We start from the raw sequence: 24,565 nt of genomic DNA on the forward strand, positions 1-24,565 counted from the left end.
ACGAAGAAGCCCGCCCCGGATCTCCGGGGCGGGCTTCTTCGTGTGCGCTCGACGTCGTGTGCGTCCTACTTGGCGTTGCCGAGTTCCTCGTCCGTTGCCTCGTCGGCCGCTGCCAGCCGCGCGTCGACGCTCCTGTCGGACTCGGCCAGACGCTGGTCGAGGTCGGACTCCGGCACGATGTCCGCCGCGGTGGCGTCCGGCCTGGGAGTCGACGACGCCGCGACGTTCGCTGCTGCCGTGTTCGCCAGACTCTCGTTCGCGAGCTTTGAGATGCGCTCCAGGAAGTCACTGCCGCCAGGCCCACCGGCACCCGGCGCACCGCCACTGCGGCCCGCTGTGAAGCCCTCCGCGATGCCGGACAGCGCCTTGGTGAACTCGCTCGGGATCATCCAGAGCTTGTTCGCCGTGCCCTCGGCCAGCTTCGGCAGGGTCTGCAGGTACTGGTACGACAGGAGCTTCTCGTCCGGGTCTCCGGTGTGGATCGCGTCGAACACGGTCGCGATCGCCTGTGCCTCACCCTCGGCCCGGAGGACCTGCGCCTTCGCGTCGCCCTCTGCCTGGAGGATCGCGGCCTGGCGCTGGCCCTCGGCCTCGAGGATCTGCGACTGCTTGGTCCCCTCGGCCTGCAGGATCGCCGCACGGCGGTTCCGCTCGGCACGGAGCTGCTGCTCCATGGCGTCCTGGATCGACACCGGCGGCTCGATCGCCTTGAGCTCGACACGACCGACGCGGATGCCCCACTTGCCCGTGGCCTCGTCGAGCACGACACGGAGCTGGCCGTTGATGTTGTCCCGGCTGGTCAGGGCCTCTTCGAGGTTCAGGCCACCCACGACGTTGCGGAGCGTGGTGGTGGTGAGCTGCTCGACGGCGCCGAGGTAGTTGGCGATCTCGTAGGTCGCCGCGCGGGCGTCGGTCACCTGGAAGTAGACGACGGTGTCGATCGACACGACGAGGTTGTCCTCGGTGATCACGGGCTGCGGCGGGAACGAGACGACCTGCTCGCGCATGTCGATCAGGGGGCGCAGCCGGTCGATGAACGGCACGAGCAGGTTCAGACCGGGGCTGAGTGTCTTGTGGTACTTGCCGAGCCGTTCCACGATGCCGGCGGTCGCCTGCGGCACGATCCGGATCGCACGGGCGAGCACGACGATCACGAAGATGACGACGACGAGGATGAGCAGGAGGAGCAGGATCGTCCCCGTTGAGAGGGAGGTCATGAGGCGTCTTTCTGATCGATGCGGACGACGGCGGTCGAGCCCTCGATGGACTCGACGACGACAGGGGTGCCCAGGGCGGGCAGGCGGTCGGTGGACGGTCCCGCGAGCCGGGCGCTCCAGGTCTCGCCGTTGGCGAGTCGGACCTGCCCGGGGGAGGACGAGGTGAAGGCGACCGCGACGGTGCCGGAGAGGCCGACGAGTCCGTCGATGCCGGTGCGGTGCGGGTCGGCGCCGCGGTTCAGTGCGTGCAGGAGGCGCGGGCGGACCAGCAGCAACAGGAGGAGGGCGAGGGCGGCCGCGACGAGCGCGGACAGCCACCACGGCGCACCGAGCAGGGCTGCGATCAACCCCCCGGCGGCTCCCGCCGCGAGCATGATGAAGATGAAGTCGAGTGTGAAGATCTCGACCACCCCCAGGATCAGCACGAGCCCGATCCACACGATGGTCTGGATCCAGTCGGGTCCGGACACGCGATCTCCCTCCCTCGGTCGCGCACGGCGTTCGCTGCGTCGCGACGGCCGGTCAAACTCCGTTCAACATATCACCTGCGACCGACGGCCGCGCCCCGGACGGTAGGCTCGTTGCGGCAACGAGACCTCCGACCCCACCTGGAGCACGACTGTGAGCAACCCCCTCGCCCCCGGATCCCTCGCCGACAAGCGCGCCCTCGTGACGGGTTCGTCGCGCGGCATCGGCGCCGACACCGTCGGGTACCTGGCCGAGGCCGGCGCCAAGGTCGTGGTGAACTACCGGAACAAGGCCAAGCGGGCCGAGCAGATCGCGGAGAAGATCGTCGCCGGTGGTGGCTCGGCACTCGCCGTCGGAGCCGACCTGACCGACCACGACTCCGTCCAGGCGATGGTCGACCAGGTCGTCGCGGCCTGGGGCGGCATCGACCTCCTCGTGCTCAACGCGTCGGGCGGCATGGAGTCCGGACTCGGCGAGGACTACGCGCTCCGCCTGAACCGCGATGCACAGGTCGACATGCTCCGCACCGCGGTGCCGCACATGCCGGCCGGGTCCCGTGTCGTGTTCGTGACCAGTCACCAGGCGCACTTCGTCGAGACCGCCGAGACGATGGACGAGTACGTCCCCGTCGCCAAGAGCAAGCGCGCCGGCGAACTCGCGCTGCGCGAGCTGCTCCCGCAGCTCGAGGCCGCCGGGATCGAGTTCGTCGTCGTCTCCGGCGACATGATCGAGGGCACCATCACCGCGACGCTGCTCAATCGTCTCAACCCCGGCGCGATCGAAGGACGCCGTCAGGAGGTCGGCAAGCTCTACAGCGTCTCCGAGTTCGCCGCCGAGATCGCCCTGGCTGCGATCGAGCCGGTCCCGGCCGACCACACCAAGCTCGTCGGTGACGTCAGCGGCTTCGGCGCGTAGGGGGCACGGCGCGTAGCGTCGACCGCGTGACCGCGAAGCCCGGCCTGCGCCGCACCTCCCGCATCCTCCTGCTGGACCCGGACGGCCGGGTGTTCCTCATGGACACCCGCGCCCCGTCCTCCGACGGCTTCCACCGCTGGATCACACCCGGCGGTGGCGTGGACCCGGGGGAGTCGCACCGTGACGCGGCGGTCCGCGAGCTCCGCGAGGAGACGGGCATCGTCGTCGCCGATCCCGGCGAGAGCGTCTGGTCGCAGGACTTCGACGTGACGTGGGACCAGGCCGACCACGATCGTGGCCACGCCGAGTTCTACGTCGTGCACACCGACGGCTTCGAACTCGACGACAGCGGTTGGACCGACGACGAACGCGTCGACATCGTGGCGTCGCGCTGGTGGACCGCGGACGAGCTCGCGTCGACCGAGGAGTCGTTCGAGCCGGCGGAGCTCCCCGACCTGGTGCGTCGCGCTGCATCCGGAGGCTGACCCGCTCCGCGGCGGCCTGGAGGCACGGCCCGACTCCGCCTCGGTGTCGGCCCGACGACCCGGAGACTACGGTGATGTACATGCATACCGGTTCCGGCCACGCCGCAGACCAGCACGACCGCATCCGCGTCCGCGGCGCGCGGGAGCACAACCTGCGGGACGTCGACGTCGACCTGCCGAAGCGCCGACTGACGGTCTTCACCGGCGTGTCCGGGTCCGGCAAGAGCTCGCTCGTCTTCGGCACGGTCGCCGCCGAGTCGCAACGGATGATCAACGAGACGTACAGCGCGTTCGTGCAGGGGTTCATGCCCTCGCTCGGTCGTCCAGACGTCGACCTGCTCGACGGCCTGACCACCGCGATCGTCGTCGACCAGGAGCGCATCGGAGCTGACCCCCGCTCGACCGTCGGCACGGTCACGGACGCCAACGCGATGCTGCGCGTGCTCTTCAGCCGCCTCGGCCGTCCGCACATCGGCGGCCCGAACGCGTTCTCGTTCAACCTCGCGACGGTGTCGGCCGGGGGAGCGATCACCGTGCAGAAGGGCACGAACGTCAAGGCCGAGCGCGTCACCTACAACCGGCTCGGGGGGATGTGCGCCGACTGCGAAGGGCGCGGGCAGGTGACCGACATCGACCTCACGCAGCTCTTCGACGACACGAGGTCGCTCGCCGACGGCGCGATCACCATCCCCGGCTACGGCACGGACGGCTGGAACGTCCGCATGTTCGCCGAGTCCGGGTACGTCGACAAGACGAAGCCCGTCCGGGAGTTCACCGAGCAGGAGCGGCAGGACTTCCTCTACCGCGAGCCGACGAAACGGAAGATCGCCGGCATCAACATGACCTACGAGGGGCTGGTGCTGCGCGTTCGTCGCTCGTTCCTCCAGAAGGACCGCGAGGCGATGCAGCCGCACATCCGCGCCTTCGTCGACCGGGCCGTGACGTTCACGACCTGTCCCGCGTGCGCCGGGACCCGCCTCAACGACACCGCCCGGTCCTCCCGGATCGACGGGAAGAACATCGCCGACGTCTGCGCCATGCAGATCAGCGACGTCGCTGTCTGGCTCCGGGCGCTCGACGCGCCGAGCGTCGGCCCGTTGCTCGACGGGCTCCGCGACGCCGTCGACTCGTTCGTCGAGATCGGCCTCGGCTACCTGTCGCTCGACCGTCCGACCGGGACGCTCTCCGGGGGAGAGGGGCAGCGCGTGAAGATGGTGAAGCACCTCGGGTCGGCACTGAGCGACGTGACGTACGTGTTCGACGAGCCGAGCACGGGGCTGCACCCGCACGACGTCGAGCGGATGAACGAACTCCTCCTGCGCCTCCGTGACAAGGGCAACACGGTGCTGGTGGTCGAGCACAAGCCGGAGGTCATCGCCATCGCTGACCACGTGGTCGATCTCGGCCCCGGCGCCGGATCCGAGGGCGGCCGGGTCTGCTTCGAGGGCACGGTGGACGCGCTCCGGACGAGCGACACGGTGACCGGGCGACACCTCGGTGACCGACAGGCCCTGCGTGCCGATGTCCGGGCGCCCACCGGCACGATCGAGATACGGGGTGCCGCGGCGCACAACCTGCGCGACGTGGACGTCGACGTCCCCGTCGGGGTCCTGACGGTCGTCACGGGCGTCGCCGGATCCGGCAAGAGCTCGCTGATCCACGGCGCACTGTCGCACCGCGAGGGCGTCGTCACCATCGACCAGGGAGCGATCCGTGGCTCCCGGCGGAGCAACCCGGCCACGTACACGGGCCTGCTCGAACCGATCCGGAAGGCGTTCGCGAAGGCGAACGGCGTGAAGCCCGCGCTGTTCAGTGCCAACTCGGAGGGTGCCTGCCCTGCGTGCAACGGAGCGGGCGTCGTCTACACGGACCTCGGCATGATGGCGGGCGTCTCGACGACGTGCGCCGAGTGCGGGGGCCGACGGTTCGACCAATCGGTGCTCGCGTACCGACTGGGTGGCAAGGACATCAGCGAGGTGTTGTCGATGTCGGTGTCCGAGGCCGAACGGTTCTTCGCGGACGGCGACGCACGCCTGCCCGCGGCGCACGCGGTCCTCCGACGGCTCGTCGACGTCGGCCTCGGGTACCTGACGATCGGACAGCCGCTCACGACCCTGTCCGGCGGCGAGCGCCAGCGTCTGAAGCTCGCTGTGCACCTCGGCGAACCCGGGGGAGTGATCGTGCTCGACGAGCCGACCACCGGGCTCCACCTCGCGGACGTCGCCGGGCTGCTCGGTCTCCTGGACCGGATGGTGGACGCAGGCCGCACGGTGATCGTCATCGAGCACCACCAGGCCGTCATGGCGCACGCCGACTGGATCATCGACCTCGGCCCCGGCGCAGGTCACGACGGCGGCCGCGTCGTGTTCGAAGGCACTCCGGCACAGCTCGTCTCGACGCGATCCACGCTGACCGCGCGGTACCTGGCTGACTTCGTCGGGGCCTGACGGGCGTCGGCGGCCGACGGGCAGCGGCGGGGCACCGGCCGACCAGCGCACTCGGTCAGCGGCGCTCAGCGGAGCGGGCGTACGGTCCAGCGCATGACGTACAGCCAGCCTGACCCCGCCGAAGAGACCACCGCCGCCGGATCGCCCGAGCAGCCCGACACCGACGAGCAGTTCCTCGAGGAGTCCGGTCGCGAGGACGCCGCGCTCGAGATCGACGCCGAGGACGTCCCGACCGAGAGCGACGACGACTCGGGGGAGTGAGACTGCTGCAGGGCGGGGCATCGTGGTCCCGCCCTGCGCCGCTCCGCACGACCCCTCGCTGCTCGATCAGCCGCCGCGGAGCGCGGTGGCCATCGACCGGAGCGCGCGGAACGCCGCCGTCCGCTCGGGTCCGGTCATCCCCGAGACCATCCGGTCCTCCACGCCGCGGACCGCAGCCGTGGCCCGGGCCAGGTCAGCGCGCCCCTTCTCGGTCAGCGTCACCGGCACCACCCGGCCGACCGTCGCGTCCGTTGCTCGGACGACCGTCCCGTCGTGCTCGAGCGTCTGCAGCAGGACGTTCATGGTCTGCCGCGTGACGAACGCTCCCCGGGCGAGCTCGGAGTTCGACAGCCCTGGCCGCTGCGCCAGCAGTTCGAGACACGAGTAGTGCGTGATGTTCATGCCCAACGGGCGCAGGACGTCCTCCATCGCGGCACGCAGGGCACTCGATGCCTCCTTGAGGAGGTACCCGAGCGAGGTGTCGAGGTCGATGCCGGGGGAGTCTTGACTCATGTCAGTATTCTGACATAAGCTCCATGTCAGGAAACTGACACAACCAAGGAGCCCACCATGCCCGTCACCGGCCCCGACTTCATCTCGTTCCAGGTTCGCGACCTCGGTGCCGCCCAGGCGTTCTACGAGCGGTACCTCGGCCTCGTGCGATCACCCGCGGGTCCGCCGCACGCGGTCGTGTTCACCACGCAGCCGATCGCCTTCGCGCTGCGCGACGTCGTGCCGGGCACCGACGTGGGAGCCGTCGAACAGCCTGGCCTCGGCATCGCCGCCTGGTTCCACGCAGACGACGTGCAGGACGTCCACGACGCGCTCGCGGCTGACGGGCACCGCATCGTGACAGCACCGTTCGACGGTCCGTTCGGTCGGACGTTCACCTTCGCGGACCCGGACGGCTACCACGTCACACTGCACGACCGGGCGTGACGCGGTCCTGACTCAGCCGTGGACGGCTGCGCGCCGACGGGCGGCGAGGGCCGCTCTGCGGACGATCGGCGGCAGGGGAGAAGACACCACGGTCGTGAACGGACGCTCCTCCGCCCCGAGCGACATCTTGAACCGGCTGATCCCCTCGTCGACGTACCCGACGAGGTCGACGGCCCGGTGTCCGTGCTCGAGCGCGTGGCGAAGGACGTCGAAGTAGAGCGCGGTGCTCGGGTTCGCCGCACGGAACGCCCGGAGCGTCCCGCCCGCCCAGCCGGTGACGACGGAGTGCCCGGTCAGTGCGACGATCACACCGGCGACCGTGCCGTCGACGAGGGCGGTGGCAGTGTAGACGTCGTCCTGTGTCGCGGCGAGCCGTTCGACCCGAGCGCCGATGTCCTGCGGGTACGGCGACGGCACGCCGCGGCTCTCGTACGACTCGTTCAGGACGTGCGGCAGGTACTCGGCGACCTCGCCGGACCGGGACGGCCTGATCGTCACGCCCTTGCGCTCGGCGACCCGGATCGCTTGCCGTGCACCACGCTTCATCTCCATGAGCAGGCGTTCGGGCGTCGCGTCGACGAGGTCGACCACGTAGGTCCGGTCCGGCAGACCGGTCACGCCGGCGCCGCGCGTCACGGCGCCGGGATCCGGCGCGACGTCCGGGCCGAGGTCGTACCGGGCCACGAGGACGCCGTGCCGCAGCTGCCATCGGCGGAAGGCGCGGAGGACCGCGGCCAAGAGGTGCTCGGGGACGAGCGGGCCGACGAACGGGAACGGCGGCAACACGGCTCGCGCGGGGACGCCGCGGTGCAGCAGGACCGGGAACACGCCGATCGGCACACCGTCGGACGTCACGATGAGCGGCTCGAAGCGCCACTCGAAGCACTCGGCCTGCATCGTGAGCCACGCCCAGTCGTGGAAGCCGGTTGCTGCTGGGTGTGCCGAGACGAGCGCATCCCACTCGAGTGCATCGCGCGCTGACCGGAACCACATCGTCGTACCCACGACCAGGAGCCTAGGCACCGCAGACGTGGCGATCCGGCTGAGTGCGAGAACTCTGCGGCAAGCCGCCGCGACCCCGACCCTCGCTGTTCCGCGGAGCGCCGATAATGCATATTATGTCAACTCAACCCGGTATTATCCAACCAAACGCAAGATCCTGGCCTCGAGCTACTCCGACCACTGGCCCGAGCCACCTTTGCTCGTCTACGGGGATATTTGGGGCGCTCGCTCCCTGCGAGCGGGCCACGCGACTCGCCGCGCGAAGTCCAGACGCGCCGATCTAACCCCACTGCTTGCGCGGATCCTTCAGCTGATGCATGATTCTCGCGTCTTGTGAAAGGATCGGAATGACTGTTGACGACCGGGGCCTGTTCGTCGTAGACCCTCACCGACTCCCCCTTCTCCGCCCTGATGCGCAGACGTTCGAGGAGATGCTGCATGGTTTCCGAAATCAGCAGCTTGCCCGGAGCCTCGCCCTCAAGACGGTTGAGCAGCGCGAACGGTTGGTGCGGATCTTCGTCGATCACGCTGGCACGTACCCGTGGGACTGGACGCTGCAGTCAGTCGATGAGTTCTTCGCCGATCGTCGATCGGTTCACCACAACCTCCACACCACAATCCGCAGCTACCAAAACGCGCTGAAGCTCTTCTGCGACTACGTTTGCGACCCTGGCTATGGGTGGGTTGAACGCTGCCTTGAGCTCTTCGGGACTCATCCCGTACGAGTGATCAACGACTGGAACACGGCGCGCCATGTGCAGGACGTCGAGCACGGTGGAGGTAGGCGCGCGTTCACTCGAGGCGAGCTCCAATCCCTCTTCGACGTGGCGGATGACGACGCCGACCGAATCGCGCGTCTTGGGCGCAAGGGGTGGATGTCGGCGTTCCGTGACGCCACCGTGCTGAAGACTGCCTATATGTTCGGACTCCGCATCAACGAGGTCCGCCACCTGCAGACCGTCGATTTCACCAGGAACCCCTACGCGCCGGAGTTCGGCAAATACGGGCACCTCAACGTGCGCTTTGGCAAAGCCATGAAGGGCAGCGGTTACAAGCAACGAAACGTGCTCGCGGTCCTGCCTTGGGGGTCTGAGATTCTCTCCGAATGGGTAGAGCGAAGTGCTCGGTTCCGCGGCGAGTCGCTCGACCTCTTCCCCACTGAGCGATCAACGCTTGTCTCGGAGGCGACGCTGCAGTCCAAGTTCCGCCGGGTCCGCGCCGAGATTGGACTTGGCGAGGAAGTCACGTTCCACTCCCTGCGACGCTCATACATCACACATTTGATCGAAGACGGTTTCGATGCGCTGTTCGTGCAGCAGCAGGTCGGACACGAATACGCTTCGACCACGGCGATCTACACCGGCGTCTCGAGCGACTACCGAACGTCCACGTTGCGGGCTGTGCTGGACGGCATGATGGGAGATGCCCTTCAAACGACGACGGGAAGCTCATGAGACGCGACACCGATTACACCTGGCACCTGGCCGAGCTGATGGCACGCAACGGCATGCACAACTCCACGGACCTCGCGCCCCATCTCGTTGAACGGGGCATCAACCTGTCCGCAGCCCAGATCTGGCGCCTGGTTAAGCAGCGCCCCGAGCGCATCTCCCTGCCTGTCCTCGCCGCAATCTGCGACGTGTTCAAGTGCACGCCCGCGGACCTGATAACCGTCACCGCGGTGGATGCGGCGCTGACGAGGGCCGTCAACGCGGCGCCGCGGTACGACGCACCCGACTCGAAGGCCCGACCGCGGCGGGCGCGGGTGACCCGAGATGACTGAACCCTCTGCTCCTCGTCGAGGTCGTGGAAGACCTCGAGCGGCGGGCGCCGTCGACTGCCCTCGATGCCACGAGATGGTGCCGCGGGTGAAGTACTCGTTTCCCGAAGGGCGGATCTGTGGCCGCTGCTTCGACGAGGCGATACATACGTCCGGACGCTGCGCCAGGTGCGGCATCGCCCGGCTTCTCCCCGGGCGAGACAGTCGAGGCGCAGCAATCTGCGGTGACTGCGCAGGGATCCGCATGTCGTTCCGATGTGGCACGTGCGGCGAGGAAGGGGCCCTGAAGCGAGCCGGGCAGTGCGAGAGGTGCGTGAACCGAGTCGATCTGAACGAATACCTCCGGCTCGACCGTCCCGCGGCAGACCCGGCCCTAGACCGTCTTCGCGACCGGCTTTTGAGTGCGGACCGGCAGGCAAGTATTTACCAATGGCTTCGATTGAAGCGGCCCCGGGATTTGTTGCACGCGCTCGGATCGGGAGAATTGCCCCTAACGCACGAATCGTTCGATGCGCTCCCTCAAGACGCTGCCGTCCGGCACATGCGCGCTCTTCTGGTCGACGTGGACGCACTCCCCCGGCGTGACGAACCCCTTGCGCAGTTCGAGATGTGGATCACGTCGAAGATCGCGTCCATTGACGACAAGACAGCACGGGATGCCGTGGACCGGTTCGCTCGATGGCACCACTTGAAACGGCTGCGCGCAGGGACGGAACGATGGGATAGCCAGCGAAGCGTGCATAACGCGAAGCAGGAGATCACGGTCGCAGTCGACTTCGTCGGGTGGATTTCTAGCCGGGGCATGCCCCTGGCTCAGTGCAGTCAGGCCGATGTCGACGAGTGGCTCGTTACCGGGGCCACCACACGATACACCGTTCGCCAGTTCCTGCTGTTCGCCTCACGCGCTCAAGACACGGTCCCTCTCGACGTCCCCCGCCGGCCTGCTCGAAGCACGCGCCGGATTAGTCAGGAAGAGCGCCTTGCCGCCATCGGCTCGTTCCTGCAAGATGAAACGGTCACCCCGGCCGATCGCGTGGCGATGTTACTTCTGCTCGTCTTCGCGCAACCCGTCGCGCGGATCGTCGAGTTCCCTCTGACAGTCATCCGAGAACTGGACGACTCGAGACTAGTTCTCGAGGTCGTCTCCGATCAGGTCCCCATCCCCGAACCGTTTGCAAGCCTTGTCCGCGATCACCTCGCGGCGCGATCACGAGATCGGACGGGGAACGTGGCTCGGAATCCGTTCCTGTTTCCCGGAACCCGTGCCGGCTCGCATGTGACGCAGAACCACCTCCGCACTGTCATCGCCGGCCTTGGCGTGAATGTTCTCGCGGCAAAGAACGGCGCTCTGGACGAGCTCGTCGCGGCGATGCCTGCTCCTATGGTCGCCGATGCGCTGGGGTTCAGTTACACCGCCCTTGGGCAGCACGAGCGCTACCGTGGCTCACAATACGAACGGTACGTCTCCGCGCGACAGGGCCTGGAGGCGCGGCGCCCGCGTCGGTGAACGGCGCCGAAGTCACGCGTTGATCGAGGCGCGGAGTTTCCGGGCGCGCCTGTCAAACGGCACCTTGCCTCCCTCGAGATGATGCAGCGCAAGCGTATTGACGTCGTGCCGTTCCAGCGATCCGCGAGCTTCGACCTCACCTCGCGTGGCCGTCGCTTTCATGGTCACCAGTTGCTCCGCGTCCGCGCTCACCACGAGTCCTGCGCTTCGGGTGGCGAACAAGTACTGGCGGGTGCCTCGGAGATCGCGGAGCCGATCGACAAGGTAGTCCTCAATCCATGGCGCGTGAAGGGCATCCTCGGGTTGGTCAACAAGAACGGGCGTGTCACCGTCAGCAAGGAGGATGACCAAGACCGCGGTGCATTTTTGGCCGTGGGAGAGGTGTTCGATTGGAACGTAGTCGTCGCCTTCGGGCTTCTTGAATTTAACGTCTAGCTTGTCGGGGAGATCGACGATCTGCATCGCCAGGAGCTCCGACCATAGCGCCTTGTCGGCGATATTAGTCTGCAGTCGGGCGATGTCGGTGGCGTTAACGCCGTCTGGGAGCGGCCCCAGCAGTGAATGGTCGCCGGACCAGATCGCCCGGGCGAGCGAATACGGGTGGATCTTCTCGGAGATGGTGTCGAGGACTGGCCCCTGGAGATGCGACCCGACCTTGATCTCTTCCAAGCGGGCGCGGTACTCGGTGCGATCGGATCCGTTCGGCACGTCCAGCTTGACGATCCCGGCGGTTTCCTTGTTCAGTACCTTGACGCGGCGGCGGCGCAGGTCACGTCGGTCATCACGGGCACCCTTTAGCTGCGTGAGGAGTCCTTCTCGCTCGACCAAGAGTCGGGTCAGTTCCGGTGCCGCGGAGTCGCTGAGGTCCTTGGCTGCGCTGTTCGCCAGCGTGAGCGCGGCCTGCACAGCCTGCAGCTCGGCCAAGAGGCTCGCCATGGTGCTTTGACCGGACTGTGCGAGCCGCTCCTGGAGCGTGTTCTCGAATGCGGCATAAGACCCGTCCAGTTCTTGCCGGACGGCGATGAGTTCGTCTAGCAGCGCCCTCCGCGCGGAGGCTGTATCACTCCTGGCGCGAGTGATCGTAGTTTCAAATGCGGCTTGTTTCTGAGTCAACCTTTGGAAGGCTGCTTCGTGACCGTCGATTCGTGCGGCGGGTACCACCGGTGGGTCCGGGAGTTGGAGACTCCAGCCGTCGATCTCCGTGCGAAACGCAGACAGGTCAGAGCGCTCGCTGGACCACTCTCGCTGCTCGTTGACAAGATCTTGATCGAAGAAACCGGAAAGTTCACTCTCGCGTGTAGTCAGGGTCGGGGCTGTCGACGACTTTTTGCCGAGGTCTTCGTATCGCTTCCGTGACTCGACGAGGTCCGTCGCGTTGGCGGCGAGGGCGGCCTCGGCAGCTTCGATTCGGCTGTCGATCTCGACGAGATCGATGTGCGCATCAACGAGTCCGACACGCCCCACGGGTTGGCGGGAGTACTCAAGGATCTCGCCCTGAGAGAAGGCGGCGACCGGCAGGATGAGAGCCGGGCCGCGTTCGATGGCAACCCACTCATCCCCCAGCCGTTGTGCGACTTCTGGCGCGGACGGCGGGGCGGTGAGCCGTCTACTGAACCGGTACGTCTCACCTCCCACGGACGCGGTCACATGCACCGTCGTTCCGACACCGAGAGCGAGCGAGAGGCGGAGGTCGACTTCTTCGCGGATGGCGGCAAACGCCGCGGCGTCCACCTGCTGGTCGACGGCGAAGCGGATGCTCTCAAGTACAAGGGACTTCCCGGCGCCCGTACCTCCGAGCAGACAGTTCAGGTCTGGGCTCAGGTCGATGATCGTACCGCCGAGAAAGCCGGCGGTGATCTCCACCCGCTCGATGGTCGGATGCGCCTCCGACGCGGTTGGGTCGACCGTACGGATTCGCAGTCCCGGGTCTTCGAGTGCGTAGCGGACGCCGAGGAGATCCGGGCGGGCCGCTTTGTACCAGGTGCGACGGAGCCCGATTCCCGAGAGCGCGTGGTGGCCCAGTTCGGCGCTGAAAGTGTCAGAGTGCCGCACCATTGCTGGCGTACGGCTGTCGCCGAGTTTGGCCTCGACCGTCGCCACGGTCTCGGCGCGAACGTATTCGAACCCGGCGATGTGGGGGTGCGCGAGGAGCTCATTCACATAGGTCTGTACCTGCTGGCGTAGCAGGCCGCGCTCTTTGTCAATGTGGGCCGCGATCGCGAGACCGTTCGCGGCCTCAATCTGCGTTGCGCACTCCCCCATCCCGTACGCCGCGGTCACGTTAGTTGCGCCGAAGTCGCCGCGGCTGATGCCGAGCTTGAGGAGAACGTCCTCAATCTGCTGAGCGGGGGTCCCCTCTTCCCAGATCCCGAGCAGGTGTCCCTCGCGAGTGCTGAGCTCAACCCCGGGGAGGACAACGAGAGGTGTGTCGCGCGCGGCATCGGACATGCGATCACACCACGCGGCGGTGTTGTGGTCTGTCACGGCGATCGCTGCGAGTCCCTGGTCGAGCGCCGCCTGAACGACATCTTCCGGAGTGCCGTAGTGCGCGTCGTCGGCGTCTTGCGAGCCAGGGGTGTGGACGTGCAGGTCGACAGCCCAGAATCGGGCCCAGCTCTCGTCGACGTGCTCCGTCATGATGTTCTCCCCCAGTTCGGTGCGCTTGAGTGCTCAAACCGCTTCTTTGTCCCCCTAAACGAGGACCTCCTAAGTAGAGCACGAACCTGGCGGGAACGACAAGTCCGAAACTACTGTCGGTGCTTCAACCGGATGGCTACTCGCCCGAGGAAATGGTCCTCCCTGATGACATGAACCATCTGCAAGGCGGAAGATGACACGACGATCAGATCGACGCCATGAGGTTCCCGCCTACCTACCTGCGCCGACGTTTGTGCCAATACTGGAGCACTCAGCGGTTTCGCCCTCGGCCTGAGCTTCGACGTCGATGCACATCTCGGATCCCTGCGGATTTCGAAAGATGTTGCGCACGGCGCAGGATCAGCTCGTTGCCCGCTTCGGACCTGGTTTCCTCGAGTCTCCTACTCGACCGGTCCCGAGAGATCAATAACTCAGGGGCACTCGCTCACTCGGCTGGCCAGCTAGAGAATGAGTCAGGTCGCCCGCCGAGTGTCTTATCCACCTGGCAAAGGACCTGTCCTCAAATTCGGAGGCGAACATATTAGTTGACAGCCCCGCCGGTGTTCCTCAATGCAACTGACTACGCGGCGGCGTGACCGCTACGCACCTTGGTGCTCGCATAGAGTGATTCACCCCTACTCTGCATCAAGAGAGCCCAGCGCTCAGGTCGTCTCGCCGAACTGCGCGTCGTCGATGCTCAATACTGACTCCGTCAGTGAACAGGTTGATGAGGACCAGTAGATACGCCTCGTACCATGCATCTGCGATCTGTTCAGCGCGGCGGATGCGCTGAAGATCCTGCTCGGCGAAGCTGATGAGCTCGGGATGTTCGTCTTCGTCGACCGGTTCGTACGTGGCAGCATCCAACCATCGACGTTCGTCTGCTTGCCAGATCAGGCCAACCCAGTCGTCTTCTTCGCCGGACAGGGGCTCAAAGTCGAACTGCCAGTTGTCAGCCCATGCCTTTCCAGTCGAGCAAGCGGCGTAGCCGTCGGGTTGCGGGGTCTCCTCCGGCACTGGTTCATGGGGGTACCGCATGACGGTGTTTCCGTCCGCTGCGTAGAACAGGACCTCACCGATGAGTAGGGCGTCGATAACCGAGTGACGTTTAGCTCCGCTCGCGAGGTCACTGCGGAACATCCACAGTGCCATGTCCGCTTGCTTCTGCCAGTCGTTCCATGCCTCCTCGGGCCCCGGCAGTGTCTCGCCGGGTGGCTCGATCGTCCACGTGGTTCGGTCTCCGAGGACCCACTGCAGAGTGGCTGGTTGAGTCGCATCGGGTTGAAACTGCAATGTGACTGGCCCGTTCTCCTCGCCGGCGGCGGTCAGGCGGGGAGCGTTGAAGTGACGGCGGACTGCAGAGTGGTCGACCTGATGCGATGGCCATTGATAGCGGATCTCTAGCACTACCGTGGCCACGCGAACCTCCCGCGACGTCGTACTGGTCGCTGACTCGGCGTGCCGTCTCTGTGGACGGGTACGGTAGTAGTGATCGCCGCCAGGGTCCCACGCCTTAGCGCTTTGCTAGACGCGGGTTTCGATCGTTCGATCAGAATTGGATGTAGCCGTTCCAAGCTGCCTCTGCCTTTGCTTCGTCATCACCGAAGATGTCAGGGTCAACTGGGAAGTGCTCGTTCCGGAAGTGGTCCAGCTCCAGCTGCGCACGATCTCGAAGTGTCGCTCGGTCCTCGTCAGGATGTCCCAGAGCAAGCATGGCGGTGCGCCGCTCGATGACGGCATCCCACAGTTGTCGTCGGCTGACTTCCGCGATCAGTTGCGAAGCAACGAGCATCGAGCTGAACTCAAGCGACCCAGCGAATCGGTCCATCAAGGTGACGAGGTCCCTGTCCTTCACCTCGGTGAACACCTTCGGCTGCTTGCGTTGCTCCTCCATCATCCAACGGATCTGTGCACGGGCGTCCGCGATTGGGTTGGATTCTTGCTCGTCGGTCATGTCTTCATCCTCACCGTGCGGAGGCTTCGTCGCGAGGCGAGTTTGGTGATCAGCGGGTGGGTGAGGTGAGCAGTGCCGCGACCGACTCGAGGGCACCGGGGACGAGGGAGAAGTAGGCCCAGGTGCCGCGCTTCTCGCGGTGCAGGATGCCGGCGTCGACGAGCACCTTGAGGTGGTGCGACACGGTCGGCTGAGACAGCCCGAGCGGTTCCTGCAGGTCGCACACGCACGCTTCCGCGCCCTCGTGCGCAGCGACCATCGAGATCAGCCGCAAGCGTGCGGGGTCAGCGATTGCCTTCAACGACTTCGCCAGGACCTCAGCCGACTCCTGCGTCATCGCTTCGGTTGTGACGGGCGAGCAGCATGCGGTGACGTCCTGGATGGGGAGCAGCTCGATCGTCGTCATCGCACCATCATCCCACGCGCTTCGATCTGCGTCTATATTTGCGCACATCGATATCGACGTGCTTCGATGTTCCTGCTCGACTTCCGTTCGATCTGTGAAGGACCGACTCCGATGACTCACCTTGTTGCCGTTGGGGGCAGTGACGTCGGTATCGCCGCGGCGCTGCGCGCCCGTGAGCTGGACCCGTCGACCGATGTGACCGTGGTCCTCGCCGACGAGTTCCCGAACTTCTCCATCTGCGGCATCCCCTACTGGGTCTCCGGCGACGTCGCCACGGAAGCGTCCCTCGCGCACCGCACCCGCGCCGACCTCGAAGCCGCCGGGATGACCGTCCGCTCCTCGACATGGGCCTCCGCCGTCGACGTCGACCGCCAGCTGCTCTCCGTCACCGGCCCGGCCGGCGATGAGCAGATCGCCTATGACGAGCTGCTGATCGGGACCGGCGCTGCGCCGGTCCGCCCGGCCGGGATTCCGTTCGGTGAGCCCGGCATCCACCTGCTGCACTCGATGACCGACGCCGAGCAGGTCGTCGCCGCTCTGGAGCTCCTGCCTTCCGGCAGCCGCGTCGCGGTCGTCGGCGCCGGCTACATCGGCCTCGAGATGACCGAGGGGCTCGTCGCCCGCGGGTTTGACACGACGCTGATCCAGCGCGGACCGGAAGTGCTCTCCACCCTCGACCCGGAACTCGGGTCCCTGGTCACCGAGGAGGTCCGTCGGCACGGCGCGACGGTACTGACCGGTGCGACCGTCACCGGAATCACGCCCGCTGGCGGCGGGCAGTGGAGCGTCGCGACTACCTCCACGTCTGGTGACGCCGCCGGAACGTTCGCGCTCGTGGTGGTCTGTGTCGGGGTGCGGCCGGTGACGGATCTCGCGGCCGCGGCAGGTGCGCAGCTCGGGCAGGCCGGCGCGATCGTCGTCGACGAGCAGATGCGCACCGGGGTGCCGCACGTGTGGGCGGCAGGTGACTGCGTCGTGACGCACCACCGGCTCCTCGGGATGACGTGGCTGCCGCTCGGCACGACCGCGCACAAGCAGGGACGCGTCGCGGGCGAGAACATGCTCGGCGGCAGCAAGGTCTTCGCCGGATCGGTGGGGACGCAGGTGGTGAAGGTGTTCGACCTCGTCGCCGCCCGCACCGGCCTCCGCCACCACGAAACCGCCCCGCTGGACGTGTCGCCGCTGACTCGTGTGACGGTCGCGGATGACCACAAGCGGTACTACCCGGGTGCGGTGCCGTTGACCATCAGCGTCACCGGCGACCACACGTCCGGACGGCTCCTCGGGGCGCAGATCGTCGGGGAACGCACCGCGGAGATCAGCAAGCGGATCGACACGTTCGCCACCGCCCTGCACGCCGGCCTGTCGGTCGACGACGTCATCGACCTGGACCTCAGCTACACGCCGCCGCTCGGGTCCCCGTGGGATGCCGTGCAGGTCGCCGCGCAGGGCTGGGAACGCACCGCCGCGGCAGCGAACCAGGCCGGGGTGAGCGCCTGATGGTGCTGGCGGTCGTCGCTGCGGCGATCTTCGTCGCGACGCTCGTGGTGGTGATCTGGCAGCCCAAGGGCTTCCCGATCGGCTACACCGCCCTCATCGGCGCGGTCATCGCTCTCGCGACCACGGTCGTGGGGCTCGGGGACGTGCCGACGGTGGTCGGGATCGTGTGGAACGCGACGTTGACGTTCGTCGCGGTGGTGCTGATCTCGTTGATCCTCGACGAGGCCGGGTTCTTTGAGTGGGCCGCGCTCCACGTGGCCAGGTGGGGTCGCGGGAACGGTCGGCTGCTGTTCGTGCTGATCGTCGGCCTCGGCGCGGTCATCGCGGCCGTGTTCGCCAACGACGGGGCTGCGCTGATTCTCACCCCGATCGTCGTCGGGATGCTCCGCGCCTTAAACATGCCGGCGAAGGCGGCGCTGGGGTTCATCCTCGCCACCGGGTTCATCGCCGACACCGGCAGCCTGCCGCTGGTGGTGTCGAACCTGGTCAACATTGTCTCCGCCGACTACTTCGGCATCGGGTTCGCCGAGTACGCCGCCGTCATGGTGCCCGTCGGCATCGTGTCCGTGCTGGCGTCCCTCGGGATGCTGCTGGCGTACTTCGGCAGGAGCATCCCGAAGCGGTACGACGTTCTCGCCCTCACCCGGCCCGCCGCCGCGGTGAAGGACCGAGCGACGTTCCGCGCCGGCTGGGTGGTCCTCGCCGTGCTGCTGGTCGGCTACTTCGCCGCCGACCCGCTCGGGGTGCCCCTCGCCGCGGTCGCTGGTGTCGGCGCGGTCGTGATCGTTCTCGTCGCTGCCCGGCAACCCGCATTCCTCTTCGCCTGTCAGGCGGCGTCCCCGGTCCTCGTCACGACCGGTGGCACCGTCACCGTGACCGCCACCGCCACCTCCGGCAGTGGTGGCGGGTCGGGGCGGGTGATTCCGGTGTGGAAGACGATCCGGGAGGCGCCGTGGCAGATCGTGCTGTTCTCGATCGGCATGTACCTCGTCGTGTACGGGCTGCAGAACCAGGGCCTCACCGACTCCCTCGCCCGCCTGTTCGACGTATTCGGGGACCACGGTGTCCTCGTCACCGCGCTCGGGGTCGGGTTCGTCATCGCGATCCTGGCGTCGCTGATGAACAACATGCCGACCGTCCTCATCGCCGCCCTCGCGATCGGCGGTGCCGGCGCGACCGGGCTGACGCACGAGGTGATGATCTACGCCAACGTCATCGGCTCCGACCTCGGCCCGAAGATCACCCCGATCGGGTCGCTGGCGACGCTGCTGTGGTTGCACGTGCTCGACCGGAAGGGCATCCACATCGGGTGGGGGCAGTACTTCCGCACCGGCATCGTCCTCACCGTCCCCGTCCTCGCCGTCACCCTGACAGCCCTCGCCGGCTGGCTCACCCTCATCCGATGACCACCCGAACCGAAAGCACCGCCATGACCACGACCCCCACGATCCTGTTCGTCTGCGTCCACAACGCCGGCCGCTCCCAGATGGCCGCCGGCTACGCCCAGGCCCTCGGCGGCGACCGCGTGCAGGTCCTCTCCGCCGGCTCCGCACCGAAGGACCAGATCAACCCCGTCGCGATCGAGGCGATGGCGGAAGACGGCATCGACATCGCCGCGAATCAGCCGAAGATCCTCACCACCGACGCCGTCCGCGAATCCGACGCGGTGATCACGATGGGCTGCGGCGACGCGTGCCCGATCTTCCCCGGCAAGCGGTACGAGGACTGGGACCTCACCGACCCCGCCGGGAAGGGCATCGACGCCGTCCGCCCGATCCGCGACGAGATCAAGACCCGCGTGCAGGCACTCCTGGCCGAGCTGCTGCCCACCGAAGCATCCGCCTAACCACCGGAAGGACCACGACCATGACCCTCACACTCACCGTTCCGCCCCGGGCCGACGCGGACCGCCTGACCGGGCTGCCCGTCGCCGTCATCGGCGCCGGCCCCGTCGGGCTCGCAGCGGCCGCGCACCTCCTCGAGCAGGGCCTCCCCGTCGTCGTCTACGAAGCCGGCGACCAGGTCGGCACGTCCGTCCGGGCATGGGGGCACACACGGCTGTTCTCCCCGTGGCGATACGTCATCGACGACGCCGCCCGCCGGCTCCTCGAACCCACCGGCTGGACCGAGCCCCGCCGGTCGTCGCTGCCGACCGGGCACGACCTCGTCGCCCAGTACCTCGACCCCCTCGCCCAGACGCCCGAGCTGGCACCGGTGATCCGGTACGGGGTCCGCGTCGACGCCGTGTCCCGGCTGGGCATGGACCGCACCCGCTCCACCGGCCGCGCCGACACCCCGTTCCTCCTCCGCCTCCACGCCGCCAACGGCGTCGAGGACGTCACCGCCCGCGCCGTCGTCGACACGTCCGGCACGTACACGTCCCCGAACCCGCTCACCGCCGCCGGCCTCGCCCCCGCAGCGGACCTCGGCGACCGCATCGTGCACGCCCTCCCCGACGTGCTCGGCGCGGACCGGGCACGATTCGCCGGGAAGCGGGTCCTCGTCGTCGGCGCCGGCCACTCCGCCGCGAACACGCTCATCAAGCTCGCCGCCCTCGCCAAGGACGAGCCCGGTACGGCCCTGCTGTGGGCGATCCGAAACGCGGGCACCGCCCGGCTCGGCGCTGACGCTGCCGATGGGCTTGCCGCCCGCGGGCAGCTCGGCTCCAATGTGCACGGCCTCGTCGAGTCCGGGCAGGTCGAGCAGCTTGCCTCGTTCGAGATCGACGACGTCCGCCCGAACGGCGACCAGGTCGCCGTCACCGGCCGCCGTGAGCCTTTCACCGTCACGGTGGACGTTGTGGTGAACGCGACCGGGTTCCGGCCTGACCTCGACATACTCCGCGAGATCCGCTTGGGCCTGGACGACATTGTCGAAGCGCCGCGGGCGCTCGCGCCGCTGATCGACCCGAACCTGCACTCCTGCGGCTCCGTCCCCCCGCACGGTGTCGCGGAGCTGGCGCACCCGGAACCGAACTTCTTCATCGCCGGGATGAAGTCCTACGGCCGCGCCCCCACGTTCCTGCTCCTCACCGGCTACGAGCAGGTCCGCTCCATCGCCGCGGAACTCGCCGGCGATCATCAGGCCGCCCGCGACGTGCAGCTCGTACTCCCCGAGACCGGCGTTTGCACCACCGATGTTGGCGGCTCATCCTCCTGCGGCGTTCCCGCCACGAACGAAGCGGCCGAGGGGTCGTCCTGCTGCGTTGCACCCGCCCCGGCCGCTCCGCCCGCCAGCAGCTCCTGCTGCACGAACTGAACCGGACCCCACATGACCACCAAGCCCACCGTGCTGTTCATCTGCAAGCACAACGCCGGCCGCTCCCAACTCGGCGCAGCCCTCCTCGAACTCGCCGCCGACGACCGCTACACCGCCACCTCCGCCGGGATCGCTCCCGCCGACGAGGTGAACCCGTCGATCGCCGCGACCGTCGCGGAACTCGGCCTCGACATCAGCGACCGCACCCCGCGGAAGGTCACCCCCGAATTGCTGGATCAGGCCGATGTGGTTGTGCTGATGAAGCCCGGCCTCGACCTTCCCGCGACGCCCCGCGGGAAGGTGTTGCAGTGGTCGTTCCCGGACCCCGACTCCTGGTCCCTCGACGACGTCCGCCCCATGCGCGACGCCGTCGCCGCCCGCATCCAGGACGAGCTCCTGCACCCATGACCGACCCCACGGTCCTCGTGCGGCCGATGACCGCCGCGGACTGGACCGCCGTGGAAGCGATCTACCGGGGGGGCATCGCTACCGGGAACGCGACGTTCGAGGCGGCACCGCCGACGTGGGAAGCATTCGACGGCGGGAAGCTGCCGGAGCACCGGTTCGTCGCAGCCGACGGTGACGCGGTTCTCGGCTGGGTGGCGGTCTCTCTGACCTCCACCCGGCCGGTGTACCGGGGCGTCGTCGAGCACTCCGTCTACGTCGCCGCCGCAGCGCGTGGCCGCGGCGTCGGACATGTGCTCCTCGACGCCCTGATCGCGTCGACCGAAGCCGCCGGCATCTGGACCATCCAGTCCGGGATCTTCCCCGAGAACACCGCATCCCGCGCCCTCCACGCCCGCCACGGCTTCCGCGAACTCGGCACCCGAGAACGCATCGGCCTCATGACGTTCGGGCCGTGGGTCGGACAGTGGCGCGACAACGTCCTCGTCGAACGCCGAAGCCCGCACGTCGGCTCCTGAGCGGGATCGGCACGCCCCGATCCGCATGCTTGCAGGTACGTTCCAAAACCCGCTATGCTCTGGCACGCGTCATTAGTGCGCGCAAAAAGCCAGTCCATCGGACTGGCTTTCGTCATGTCCGGCCCGAACCGTAGGCTGGAACCGCTCGAGACGACTCTGCCCTCAGCGCAGCACCCGAGCACCACGAACAGGCCGGTCCCGTCAGGGCCGGCCTTTTCCATGCCCTCAACGCGGGAGCACGCAGCAAGCCGCTCGCTCCACGCATAGGGGTACTACGCGCCCCCATCGGGCGCTCGCGTCGATTTCCGGCGCTCTAGACCCCCGCCCACGACGGGCGGGCTGGCCATACGGCCAAACCCGAAGGAGGCAACATGCCCATCACCGACACCACGGTGGACATGCTGACGGCCTTCGGCGGCTCCATCCTGACCGGCGTCATCACGGTCGCCCTCGCCGTGCTCGGCTTCCTCCTGCGCAAGCAGGTCGTGGAGCTGGTCAAGCACATCGTGGACGTCGTCGACGACCGCACGCTGGCCAAGGACCCCGAGCGGGCACGCATCGTCGCGGAACTGCGACGAGCCCGCCTCGGGAAGAAGTAGCCGCCGAAAAAACGCCAACCCTCATTCGGGAAGGAGAGCTCTGCCCGCAAGCGTCTCGATTGGGGTGCCCTAAATGAGAATCAGCCGACTGGTCGACGTCCCGATAGGCGATGCCTTAGTGAGGCATCTCCCGCTTGCCCAGCGATGCCAGGAACATCGCCATCCGATCGAGCGCGTCACTGATGACGGGTCGGTCGCGCCCGGCGATGAAGTCGTGGTCCGCGCCGGGGTACTCGTGGTGTTCCACACGTGTCCCAGCGGCGCGGAGCGTGGCGGCGAGTGCTGCGCCTTCTGGTGCGAGGGTGTCGTTCGAGCCGGTGAGGATCAGCGTCGGCGGCAGCACCCCGGCCAGGTTGTCGTCGAACCCCGGCGATGCGAGCGATTCGCGACGCCTTGCGATGTCGGGGAAGTACGCCCATCCCACGAACCGCTGCACGAGCGGGCTGATCGCCGGGCGTCGGATGCTCGAGGTGCGGTCCGTGCGGGTGACGTCGACGACCGGCACGACGAGCGCGACCGCCTGCGGTCCAGGCAGGCCTGCGACGTGGAGTTGCTGGCAGACGTTGATAGCGAGCTTCGCTCCCGCGCTGACCCCGGAGAGCGCGAGGGCAGCACCGTCCCAGTCGTGATCACCCACAGTCTGGACCCACCGGGCGACGTCGAGCATCTGCTCCTCGGCGACCGGGTACTGCACCCGAGGTGCCGTGTCGTAGTCGGGCAGGACCACGGTCACACCGGACTCGACGGCGAGGTGTCGGGCGATGTGCAGATCCTGCGCCGGGTGCCGGTTCACGAACCCGCCCCCGTGCATGTGCATCACCACCGGTGCGCCCGTCGGCCCTGACACCGGGCGCTGCACGAGGACCCGCACGGATCCGTGCCGGGTGGGAACGTGCTCCGTCGTCGGTGCCGGAAGATGCTCGCTTCCAGGGGTCAGGCCGGTCGGCGCTTTGGCCTTGATCCGGGATCCGAGCTGCGCGAGTGACCAGAACAGCGGCTGGAAGGTGCGATCGACCACGCCTCACCGTAGCGACCACCCGTGAACACCAACCTGCAGCCCAAGAGACCGGGAGATCATCTGTGCGTCACTTGGGGTTGGTAGAACCAGCGGATGAACGGCTACAGCGTCGACTTCCTGAGCACCACCCTCCCGCTCCCGACCCTGCGCACCGCCCGGCCGACGGTCGTGCTGCCGTACACGCACTTCACCGTGCTGTTCGAGCCCACCCGGAAACTCGCCGCCGCCACCGCCGTAAACATCGACGGCGGCGCACTGGTCGACCTGGGCCGCTCCGACGACTGGCACCTCGACGCCCGCGTACCGGCAGCCGACCAGGCCGGACCCGACGTGTACGCGCGCAACGACCTCGACCGTGGCCACCTCGTCCGCCGCCGCGACCCGGTGTGGGGTCCCGACGCCGCCCGCGCGAACGAGGACACGTTCGTCTACACCAACGCCGCTCCGCAGGCGGCTGCTTTCAACCAGGGCGAGAACCTCTGGGCCGGGGTCGAGGACCACGTCCTCGAATACGCCCGCGTCAACGCGCTCCGCCTGTCGGTGTTCACCGGGCCGGTGTTCGCTGACGATGATCCGCTGTATCGGGGCGTGCGGATCCCGCGGCTGTTCTGGAAGATCGCCGCGTGGGTCACCGGTGAGGACGAACAGCTCGCCTCCGCAGGGTTCGTCCTCGACCAGACTCCCTCCCTCGACCAGATCGACCTGGAAACCCTGACCGCGACCGACGTCCCCCCGCTTGGACCGTTCCGCACCTTCCAGGTCCCGGTAGAGCACATCGCCGCCCTGACCGGCCTGGCGCTGGGTCCGTTGGTGGTCGCGGACCGGGTGCCGGCGCTCCGGACGATCAATGCGGGCGGACGAGCGGAGTGGCGGGAGTTGACCACGCTCGACGACGCCGTGCTCTGACCGGCCGGCGGCGCTGCGTACGCTTGCGGCGTGGTTGATCCCTCCCCCGACGAGACACGGCAGCTCGAGGAACTGCGAGCACGGTTGCGGCGCGAGTACCCGGACCGGGCAGCCAGCGACGTTGATGCCGCCGTCGATCAGGGCGTTGCCGAGCTCGCTGACGCGAAGATCCGCAATTTCGTGCCCGTCCTCGTCGAACGGTCAGCCCGCCGCCACCTCGACGAATGATGCGGGCCGGTGCGGCCACTAGCGTCGAACCCATAACGATGACGCGTGGGGCCACCAAACCGGACAGCAGGGGCAGGACCGGTTTCGACCGGGGATCGGTCCCGGCGGCCACGGG

At 67.6% G+C, this 24,565-nt stretch carries 26 protein-coding genes; 17 read left to right on the forward strand and 9 right to left on the reverse strand.

The genetic code is table 11. The annotated features are described in order from the left end of the window. Nucleotides 1-65: 65 nt before the first annotated feature. Both NS184_RS01520 and NS184_RS01525 read right to left on the reverse strand, forming a co-directional pair. Nucleotides 66-1,217, reverse strand: a complete 1,152-nt coding sequence (locus NS184_RS01520) for an SPFH domain-containing protein (RefSeq protein ID WP_058724382.1) — start codon at nt 1,215-1,217, stop codon at nt 66-68. Then, on the reverse strand, nt 1,214-1,687 hold the full coding sequence (locus NS184_RS01525) for an NfeD family protein (RefSeq protein ID WP_058724383.1): 474 nt from the start codon (nt 1,685-1,687) through the stop codon (nt 1,214-1,216). Before NS184_RS01525 ends, NS184_RS01520 begins: the two co-directional genes overlap by 4 nt. Before the next feature lie 151 nt (nt 1,688-1,838). Here NS184_RS01525 and NS184_RS01530 point away from each other — a divergent pair, with 151 nt between their 5' ends. The 4 genes from NS184_RS01530 (at nt 1,839) to NS184_RS18135 (ending at nt 5,793) form a co-directional block, all read left to right on the forward strand. Next, nucleotides 1,839-2,600 (forward strand): SDR family oxidoreductase, encoded by a 762-nt coding sequence (locus NS184_RS01530; protein ID WP_058724384.1) that lies wholly within the window; start codon nt 1,839-1,841, stop codon nt 2,598-2,600. Between the two features lie 26 nt (nt 2,601-2,626). Beyond that, nucleotides 2,627-3,085, forward strand: coding sequence for an NUDIX hydrolase (locus tag NS184_RS01535; RefSeq protein ID WP_058724385.1), 459 nt, complete (start codon nt 2,627-2,629; stop codon nt 3,083-3,085). Nucleotides 3,086-3,165: 80 nt separating this feature from the next. Beyond that, a complete protein-coding gene (locus NS184_RS01540) occupies nt 3,166-5,532 on the forward strand; it encodes an ATP-binding cassette domain-containing protein (RefSeq protein ID WP_058724434.1) in 2,367 nt (788 codons plus the stop codon). 93 nt (nt 5,533-5,625) lie between these two features. Continuing rightward, complete coding sequence (locus NS184_RS18135) at nt 5,626-5,793, forward strand: hypothetical protein (protein ID WP_193750362.1); 168 nt, start codon at nt 5,626-5,628, stop codon at nt 5,791-5,793. Between the two features lie 66 nt (nt 5,794-5,859). On the opposite strand, the gene NS184_RS01545 is transcribed toward NS184_RS18135, so the two are convergent. Beyond that, on the reverse strand, nt 5,860-6,306 hold the full coding sequence (locus tag NS184_RS01545; protein WP_058724386.1) for a MarR family winged helix-turn-helix transcriptional regulator: 447 nt from the start codon (nt 6,304-6,306) through the stop codon (nt 5,860-5,862). A gap of 57 nt (nt 6,307-6,363) precedes the next feature. On the opposite strand from NS184_RS01545, the gene NS184_RS01550 reads away from it, so the two are divergent. Continuing rightward, on the forward strand, nt 6,364-6,732 hold the full coding sequence (locus NS184_RS01550; RefSeq protein WP_058724387.1) for a VOC family protein: 369 nt from the start codon (nt 6,364-6,366) through the stop codon (nt 6,730-6,732). A gap of 12 nt (nt 6,733-6,744) precedes the next feature. Here the strand turns inward: NS184_RS01550 and NS184_RS01555 are convergent, their stop codons facing one another. Continuing rightward, entirely contained in the window at nt 6,745-7,737 is a 993-nt protein-coding gene (locus NS184_RS01555; RefSeq protein ID WP_058724388.1) for a lipid II:glycine glycyltransferase FemX, read from the reverse strand. 344 nt (nt 7,738-8,081) lie between these two features. Here NS184_RS01555 and NS184_RS01560 point away from each other — a divergent pair, with 344 nt between their 5' ends. The 3 genes from NS184_RS01560 (at nt 8,082) to NS184_RS01570 (ending at nt 11,021) form a co-directional block, all read left to right on the forward strand. Further along, nucleotides 8,082-9,188 (forward strand): tyrosine-type recombinase/integrase, encoded by a 1,107-nt coding sequence (locus NS184_RS01560; RefSeq protein ID WP_058724389.1) that lies wholly within the window; start codon nt 8,082-8,084, stop codon nt 9,186-9,188. Next, nucleotides 9,185-9,517, forward strand: coding sequence for a helix-turn-helix domain-containing protein (locus tag NS184_RS01565; protein WP_058724390.1), 333 nt, complete (start codon nt 9,185-9,187; stop codon nt 9,515-9,517). The genes NS184_RS01560 and NS184_RS01565 overlap by 4 nt, the downstream gene beginning before the upstream one ends. Nucleotides 9,518-9,827: 310 nt before the next feature. Next, a complete protein-coding gene (locus NS184_RS01570) occupies nt 9,828-11,021 on the forward strand; it encodes a recombinase XerD (protein WP_152997999.1) in 1,194 nt (397 codons plus the stop codon). 12 nt (nt 11,022-11,033) lie between these two features. Here NS184_RS01570 and NS184_RS01575 read toward each other — a convergent pair whose 3' ends face one another. From NS184_RS01575 to NS184_RS01590, 4 genes are all read right to left on the reverse strand, one after another. Continuing rightward, nucleotides 11,034-13,658, reverse strand: coding sequence for a PHP domain-containing protein (locus tag NS184_RS01575; protein WP_058724392.1), 2,625 nt, complete (start codon nt 13,656-13,658; stop codon nt 11,034-11,036). A gap of 645 nt (nt 13,659-14,303) precedes the next feature. Next, on the reverse strand, nt 14,304-15,077 hold the full coding sequence (locus tag NS184_RS01580) for a hypothetical protein (protein WP_152998000.1): 774 nt from the start codon (nt 15,075-15,077) through the stop codon (nt 14,304-14,306). A gap of 130 nt (nt 15,078-15,207) precedes the next feature. Further along, nucleotides 15,208-15,612 carry a hypothetical protein gene (locus NS184_RS01585; RefSeq protein ID WP_058724394.1) on the reverse strand — a complete coding sequence of 135 codons (405 nt, stop codon included), beginning with the start codon at nt 15,610-15,612 and terminating at the stop codon, nt 15,208-15,210. 49 nt (nt 15,613-15,661) lie between these two features. Beyond that, entirely contained in the window at nt 15,662-16,018 is a 357-nt protein-coding gene (locus NS184_RS01590; protein WP_058724395.1) for an ArsR/SmtB family transcription factor, read from the reverse strand. 111 nt (nt 16,019-16,129) lie between these two features. Here NS184_RS01590 and NS184_RS01595 point away from each other — a divergent pair, with 111 nt between their 5' ends. From NS184_RS01595 to NS184_RS01625, 7 genes are all read left to right on the forward strand, one after another. Next, nucleotides 16,130-17,518, forward strand: coding sequence for an FAD-dependent oxidoreductase (locus NS184_RS01595; RefSeq protein WP_058724435.1), 1,389 nt, complete (start codon nt 16,130-16,132; stop codon nt 17,516-17,518). Then, the gene (locus NS184_RS01600; RefSeq protein WP_058724396.1) at nt 17,518-18,924 is read left to right on the forward strand and encodes an arsenic transporter; all 1,407 of its coding nucleotides are present in this window, start codon (nt 17,518-17,520) and stop codon (nt 18,922-18,924) included. The genes NS184_RS01595 and NS184_RS01600 overlap by 1 nt, the downstream gene beginning before the upstream one ends. A gap of 23 nt (nt 18,925-18,947) precedes the next feature. Next, nucleotides 18,948-19,364, forward strand: coding sequence for an arsenate reductase ArsC (locus NS184_RS01605; protein WP_058724397.1), 417 nt, complete (start codon nt 18,948-18,950; stop codon nt 19,362-19,364). Nucleotides 19,365-19,384: 20 nt separating this feature from the next. Then, a complete protein-coding gene (locus NS184_RS01610) occupies nt 19,385-20,776 on the forward strand; it encodes an FAD-dependent oxidoreductase (RefSeq protein WP_058724398.1) in 1,392 nt (463 codons plus the stop codon). A 12-nt stretch (nt 20,777-20,788) separates the two neighbouring features. Continuing rightward, entirely contained in the window at nt 20,789-21,184 is a 396-nt protein-coding gene (locus NS184_RS01615) for a low molecular weight phosphatase family protein (protein ID WP_058724399.1), read from the forward strand. Then, the gene (locus NS184_RS01620) at nt 21,181-21,699 is read left to right on the forward strand and encodes a GNAT family N-acetyltransferase (RefSeq protein ID WP_058724400.1); all 519 of its coding nucleotides are present in this window, start codon (nt 21,181-21,183) and stop codon (nt 21,697-21,699) included. Before NS184_RS01615 ends, NS184_RS01620 begins: the two co-directional genes overlap by 4 nt. Before the next feature lie 371 nt (nt 21,700-22,070). Further along, the gene (locus NS184_RS01625) at nt 22,071-22,298 is read left to right on the forward strand and encodes a hypothetical protein (RefSeq protein WP_058724401.1); all 228 of its coding nucleotides are present in this window, start codon (nt 22,071-22,073) and stop codon (nt 22,296-22,298) included. Between the two features lie 115 nt (nt 22,299-22,413). Here the strand turns inward: NS184_RS01625 and NS184_RS01630 are convergent, their stop codons facing one another. Continuing rightward, the gene (locus tag NS184_RS01630; RefSeq protein WP_152998001.1) at nt 22,414-23,316 is read right to left on the reverse strand and encodes an alpha/beta hydrolase; all 903 of its coding nucleotides are present in this window, start codon (nt 23,314-23,316) and stop codon (nt 22,414-22,416) included. Nucleotides 23,317-23,409: 93 nt separating this feature from the next. On the opposite strand from NS184_RS01630, the gene NS184_RS01635 reads away from it, so the two are divergent. Further along, nucleotides 23,410-24,222, forward strand: a complete 813-nt coding sequence (locus NS184_RS01635) for a DNA/RNA non-specific endonuclease (protein WP_058724403.1) — start codon at nt 23,410-23,412, stop codon at nt 24,220-24,222. Between the two features lie 30 nt (nt 24,223-24,252). Beyond that, nucleotides 24,253-24,450 (forward strand): three-helix bundle dimerization domain-containing protein, encoded by a 198-nt coding sequence (locus NS184_RS17650; RefSeq protein WP_152998002.1) that lies wholly within the window; start codon nt 24,253-24,255, stop codon nt 24,448-24,450. Nucleotides 24,451-24,565 lie beyond the last annotated feature (115 nt).

Origin of the sequence: Curtobacterium luteum (assembly GCF_001475545.1) — a bacterium.
Taxonomy (GTDB): domain Bacteria; phylum Actinomycetota; class Actinomycetes; order Actinomycetales; family Microbacteriaceae; genus Curtobacterium; species Curtobacterium luteum_A.

Bases quoted from the DNA above. Each gene is read 5' to 3' on its own strand.
- NS184_RS01520 (WP_058724382.1), bottom strand. From the start codon at position 1,217: ATGACCTCCCTCTCAACGGGGACGATCCTGCTCCTCCTGCTCATCCTC.
- NS184_RS01540 (WP_058724434.1), top strand. From the start codon at position 3,166: ATGCATACCGGTTCCGGCCACGCCGCAGACCAGCACGACCGCATCCGC.
- NS184_RS18135 (WP_193750362.1), top strand. From the start codon at position 5,626: ATGACGTACAGCCAGCCTGACCCCGCCGAAGAGACCACCGCCGCCGGA.
- NS184_RS01545 (WP_058724386.1), bottom strand. From the start codon at position 6,306: ATGAGTCAAGACTCCCCCGGCATCGACCTCGACACCTCGCTCGGGTAC.
- NS184_RS01550 (WP_058724387.1), top strand. From the start codon at position 6,364: ATGCCCGTCACCGGCCCCGACTTCATCTCGTTCCAGGTTCGCGACCTC.
- NS184_RS01560 (WP_058724389.1), top strand. From the start codon at position 8,082: ATGACTGTTGACGACCGGGGCCTGTTCGTCGTAGACCCTCACCGACTC.
- NS184_RS01565 (WP_058724390.1), top strand. From the start codon at position 9,185: ATGAGACGCGACACCGATTACACCTGGCACCTGGCCGAGCTGATGGCA.
- NS184_RS01575 (WP_058724392.1), bottom strand. From the start codon at position 13,658: ATGACGGAGCACGTCGACGAGAGCTGGGCCCGATTCTGGGCTGTCGAC.
- NS184_RS01585 (WP_058724394.1), bottom strand. From the start codon at position 15,612: ATGACCGACGAGCAAGAATCCAACCCAATCGCGGACGCCCGTGCACAG.
- NS184_RS01590 (WP_058724395.1), bottom strand. From the start codon at position 16,018: ATGACGACGATCGAGCTGCTCCCCATCCAGGACGTCACCGCATGCTGC.
- NS184_RS01595 (WP_058724435.1), top strand. From the start codon at position 16,130: ATGACTCACCTTGTTGCCGTTGGGGGCAGTGACGTCGGTATCGCCGCG.
- NS184_RS01600 (WP_058724396.1), top strand. From the start codon at position 17,518: ATGGTGCTGGCGGTCGTCGCTGCGGCGATCTTCGTCGCGACGCTCGTG.
- NS184_RS01605 (WP_058724397.1), top strand. From the start codon at position 18,948: ATGACCACGACCCCCACGATCCTGTTCGTCTGCGTCCACAACGCCGGC.
- NS184_RS01610 (WP_058724398.1), top strand. From the start codon at position 19,385: ATGACCCTCACACTCACCGTTCCGCCCCGGGCCGACGCGGACCGCCTG.
- NS184_RS01615 (WP_058724399.1), top strand. From the start codon at position 20,789: ATGACCACCAAGCCCACCGTGCTGTTCATCTGCAAGCACAACGCCGGC.
- NS184_RS01620 (WP_058724400.1), top strand. From the start codon at position 21,181: ATGACCGACCCCACGGTCCTCGTGCGGCCGATGACCGCCGCGGACTGG.
- NS184_RS01625 (WP_058724401.1), top strand. From the start codon at position 22,071: ATGCCCATCACCGACACCACGGTGGACATGCTGACGGCCTTCGGCGGC.
- NS184_RS01635 (WP_058724403.1), top strand. From the start codon at position 23,410: ATGAACGGCTACAGCGTCGACTTCCTGAGCACCACCCTCCCGCTCCCG.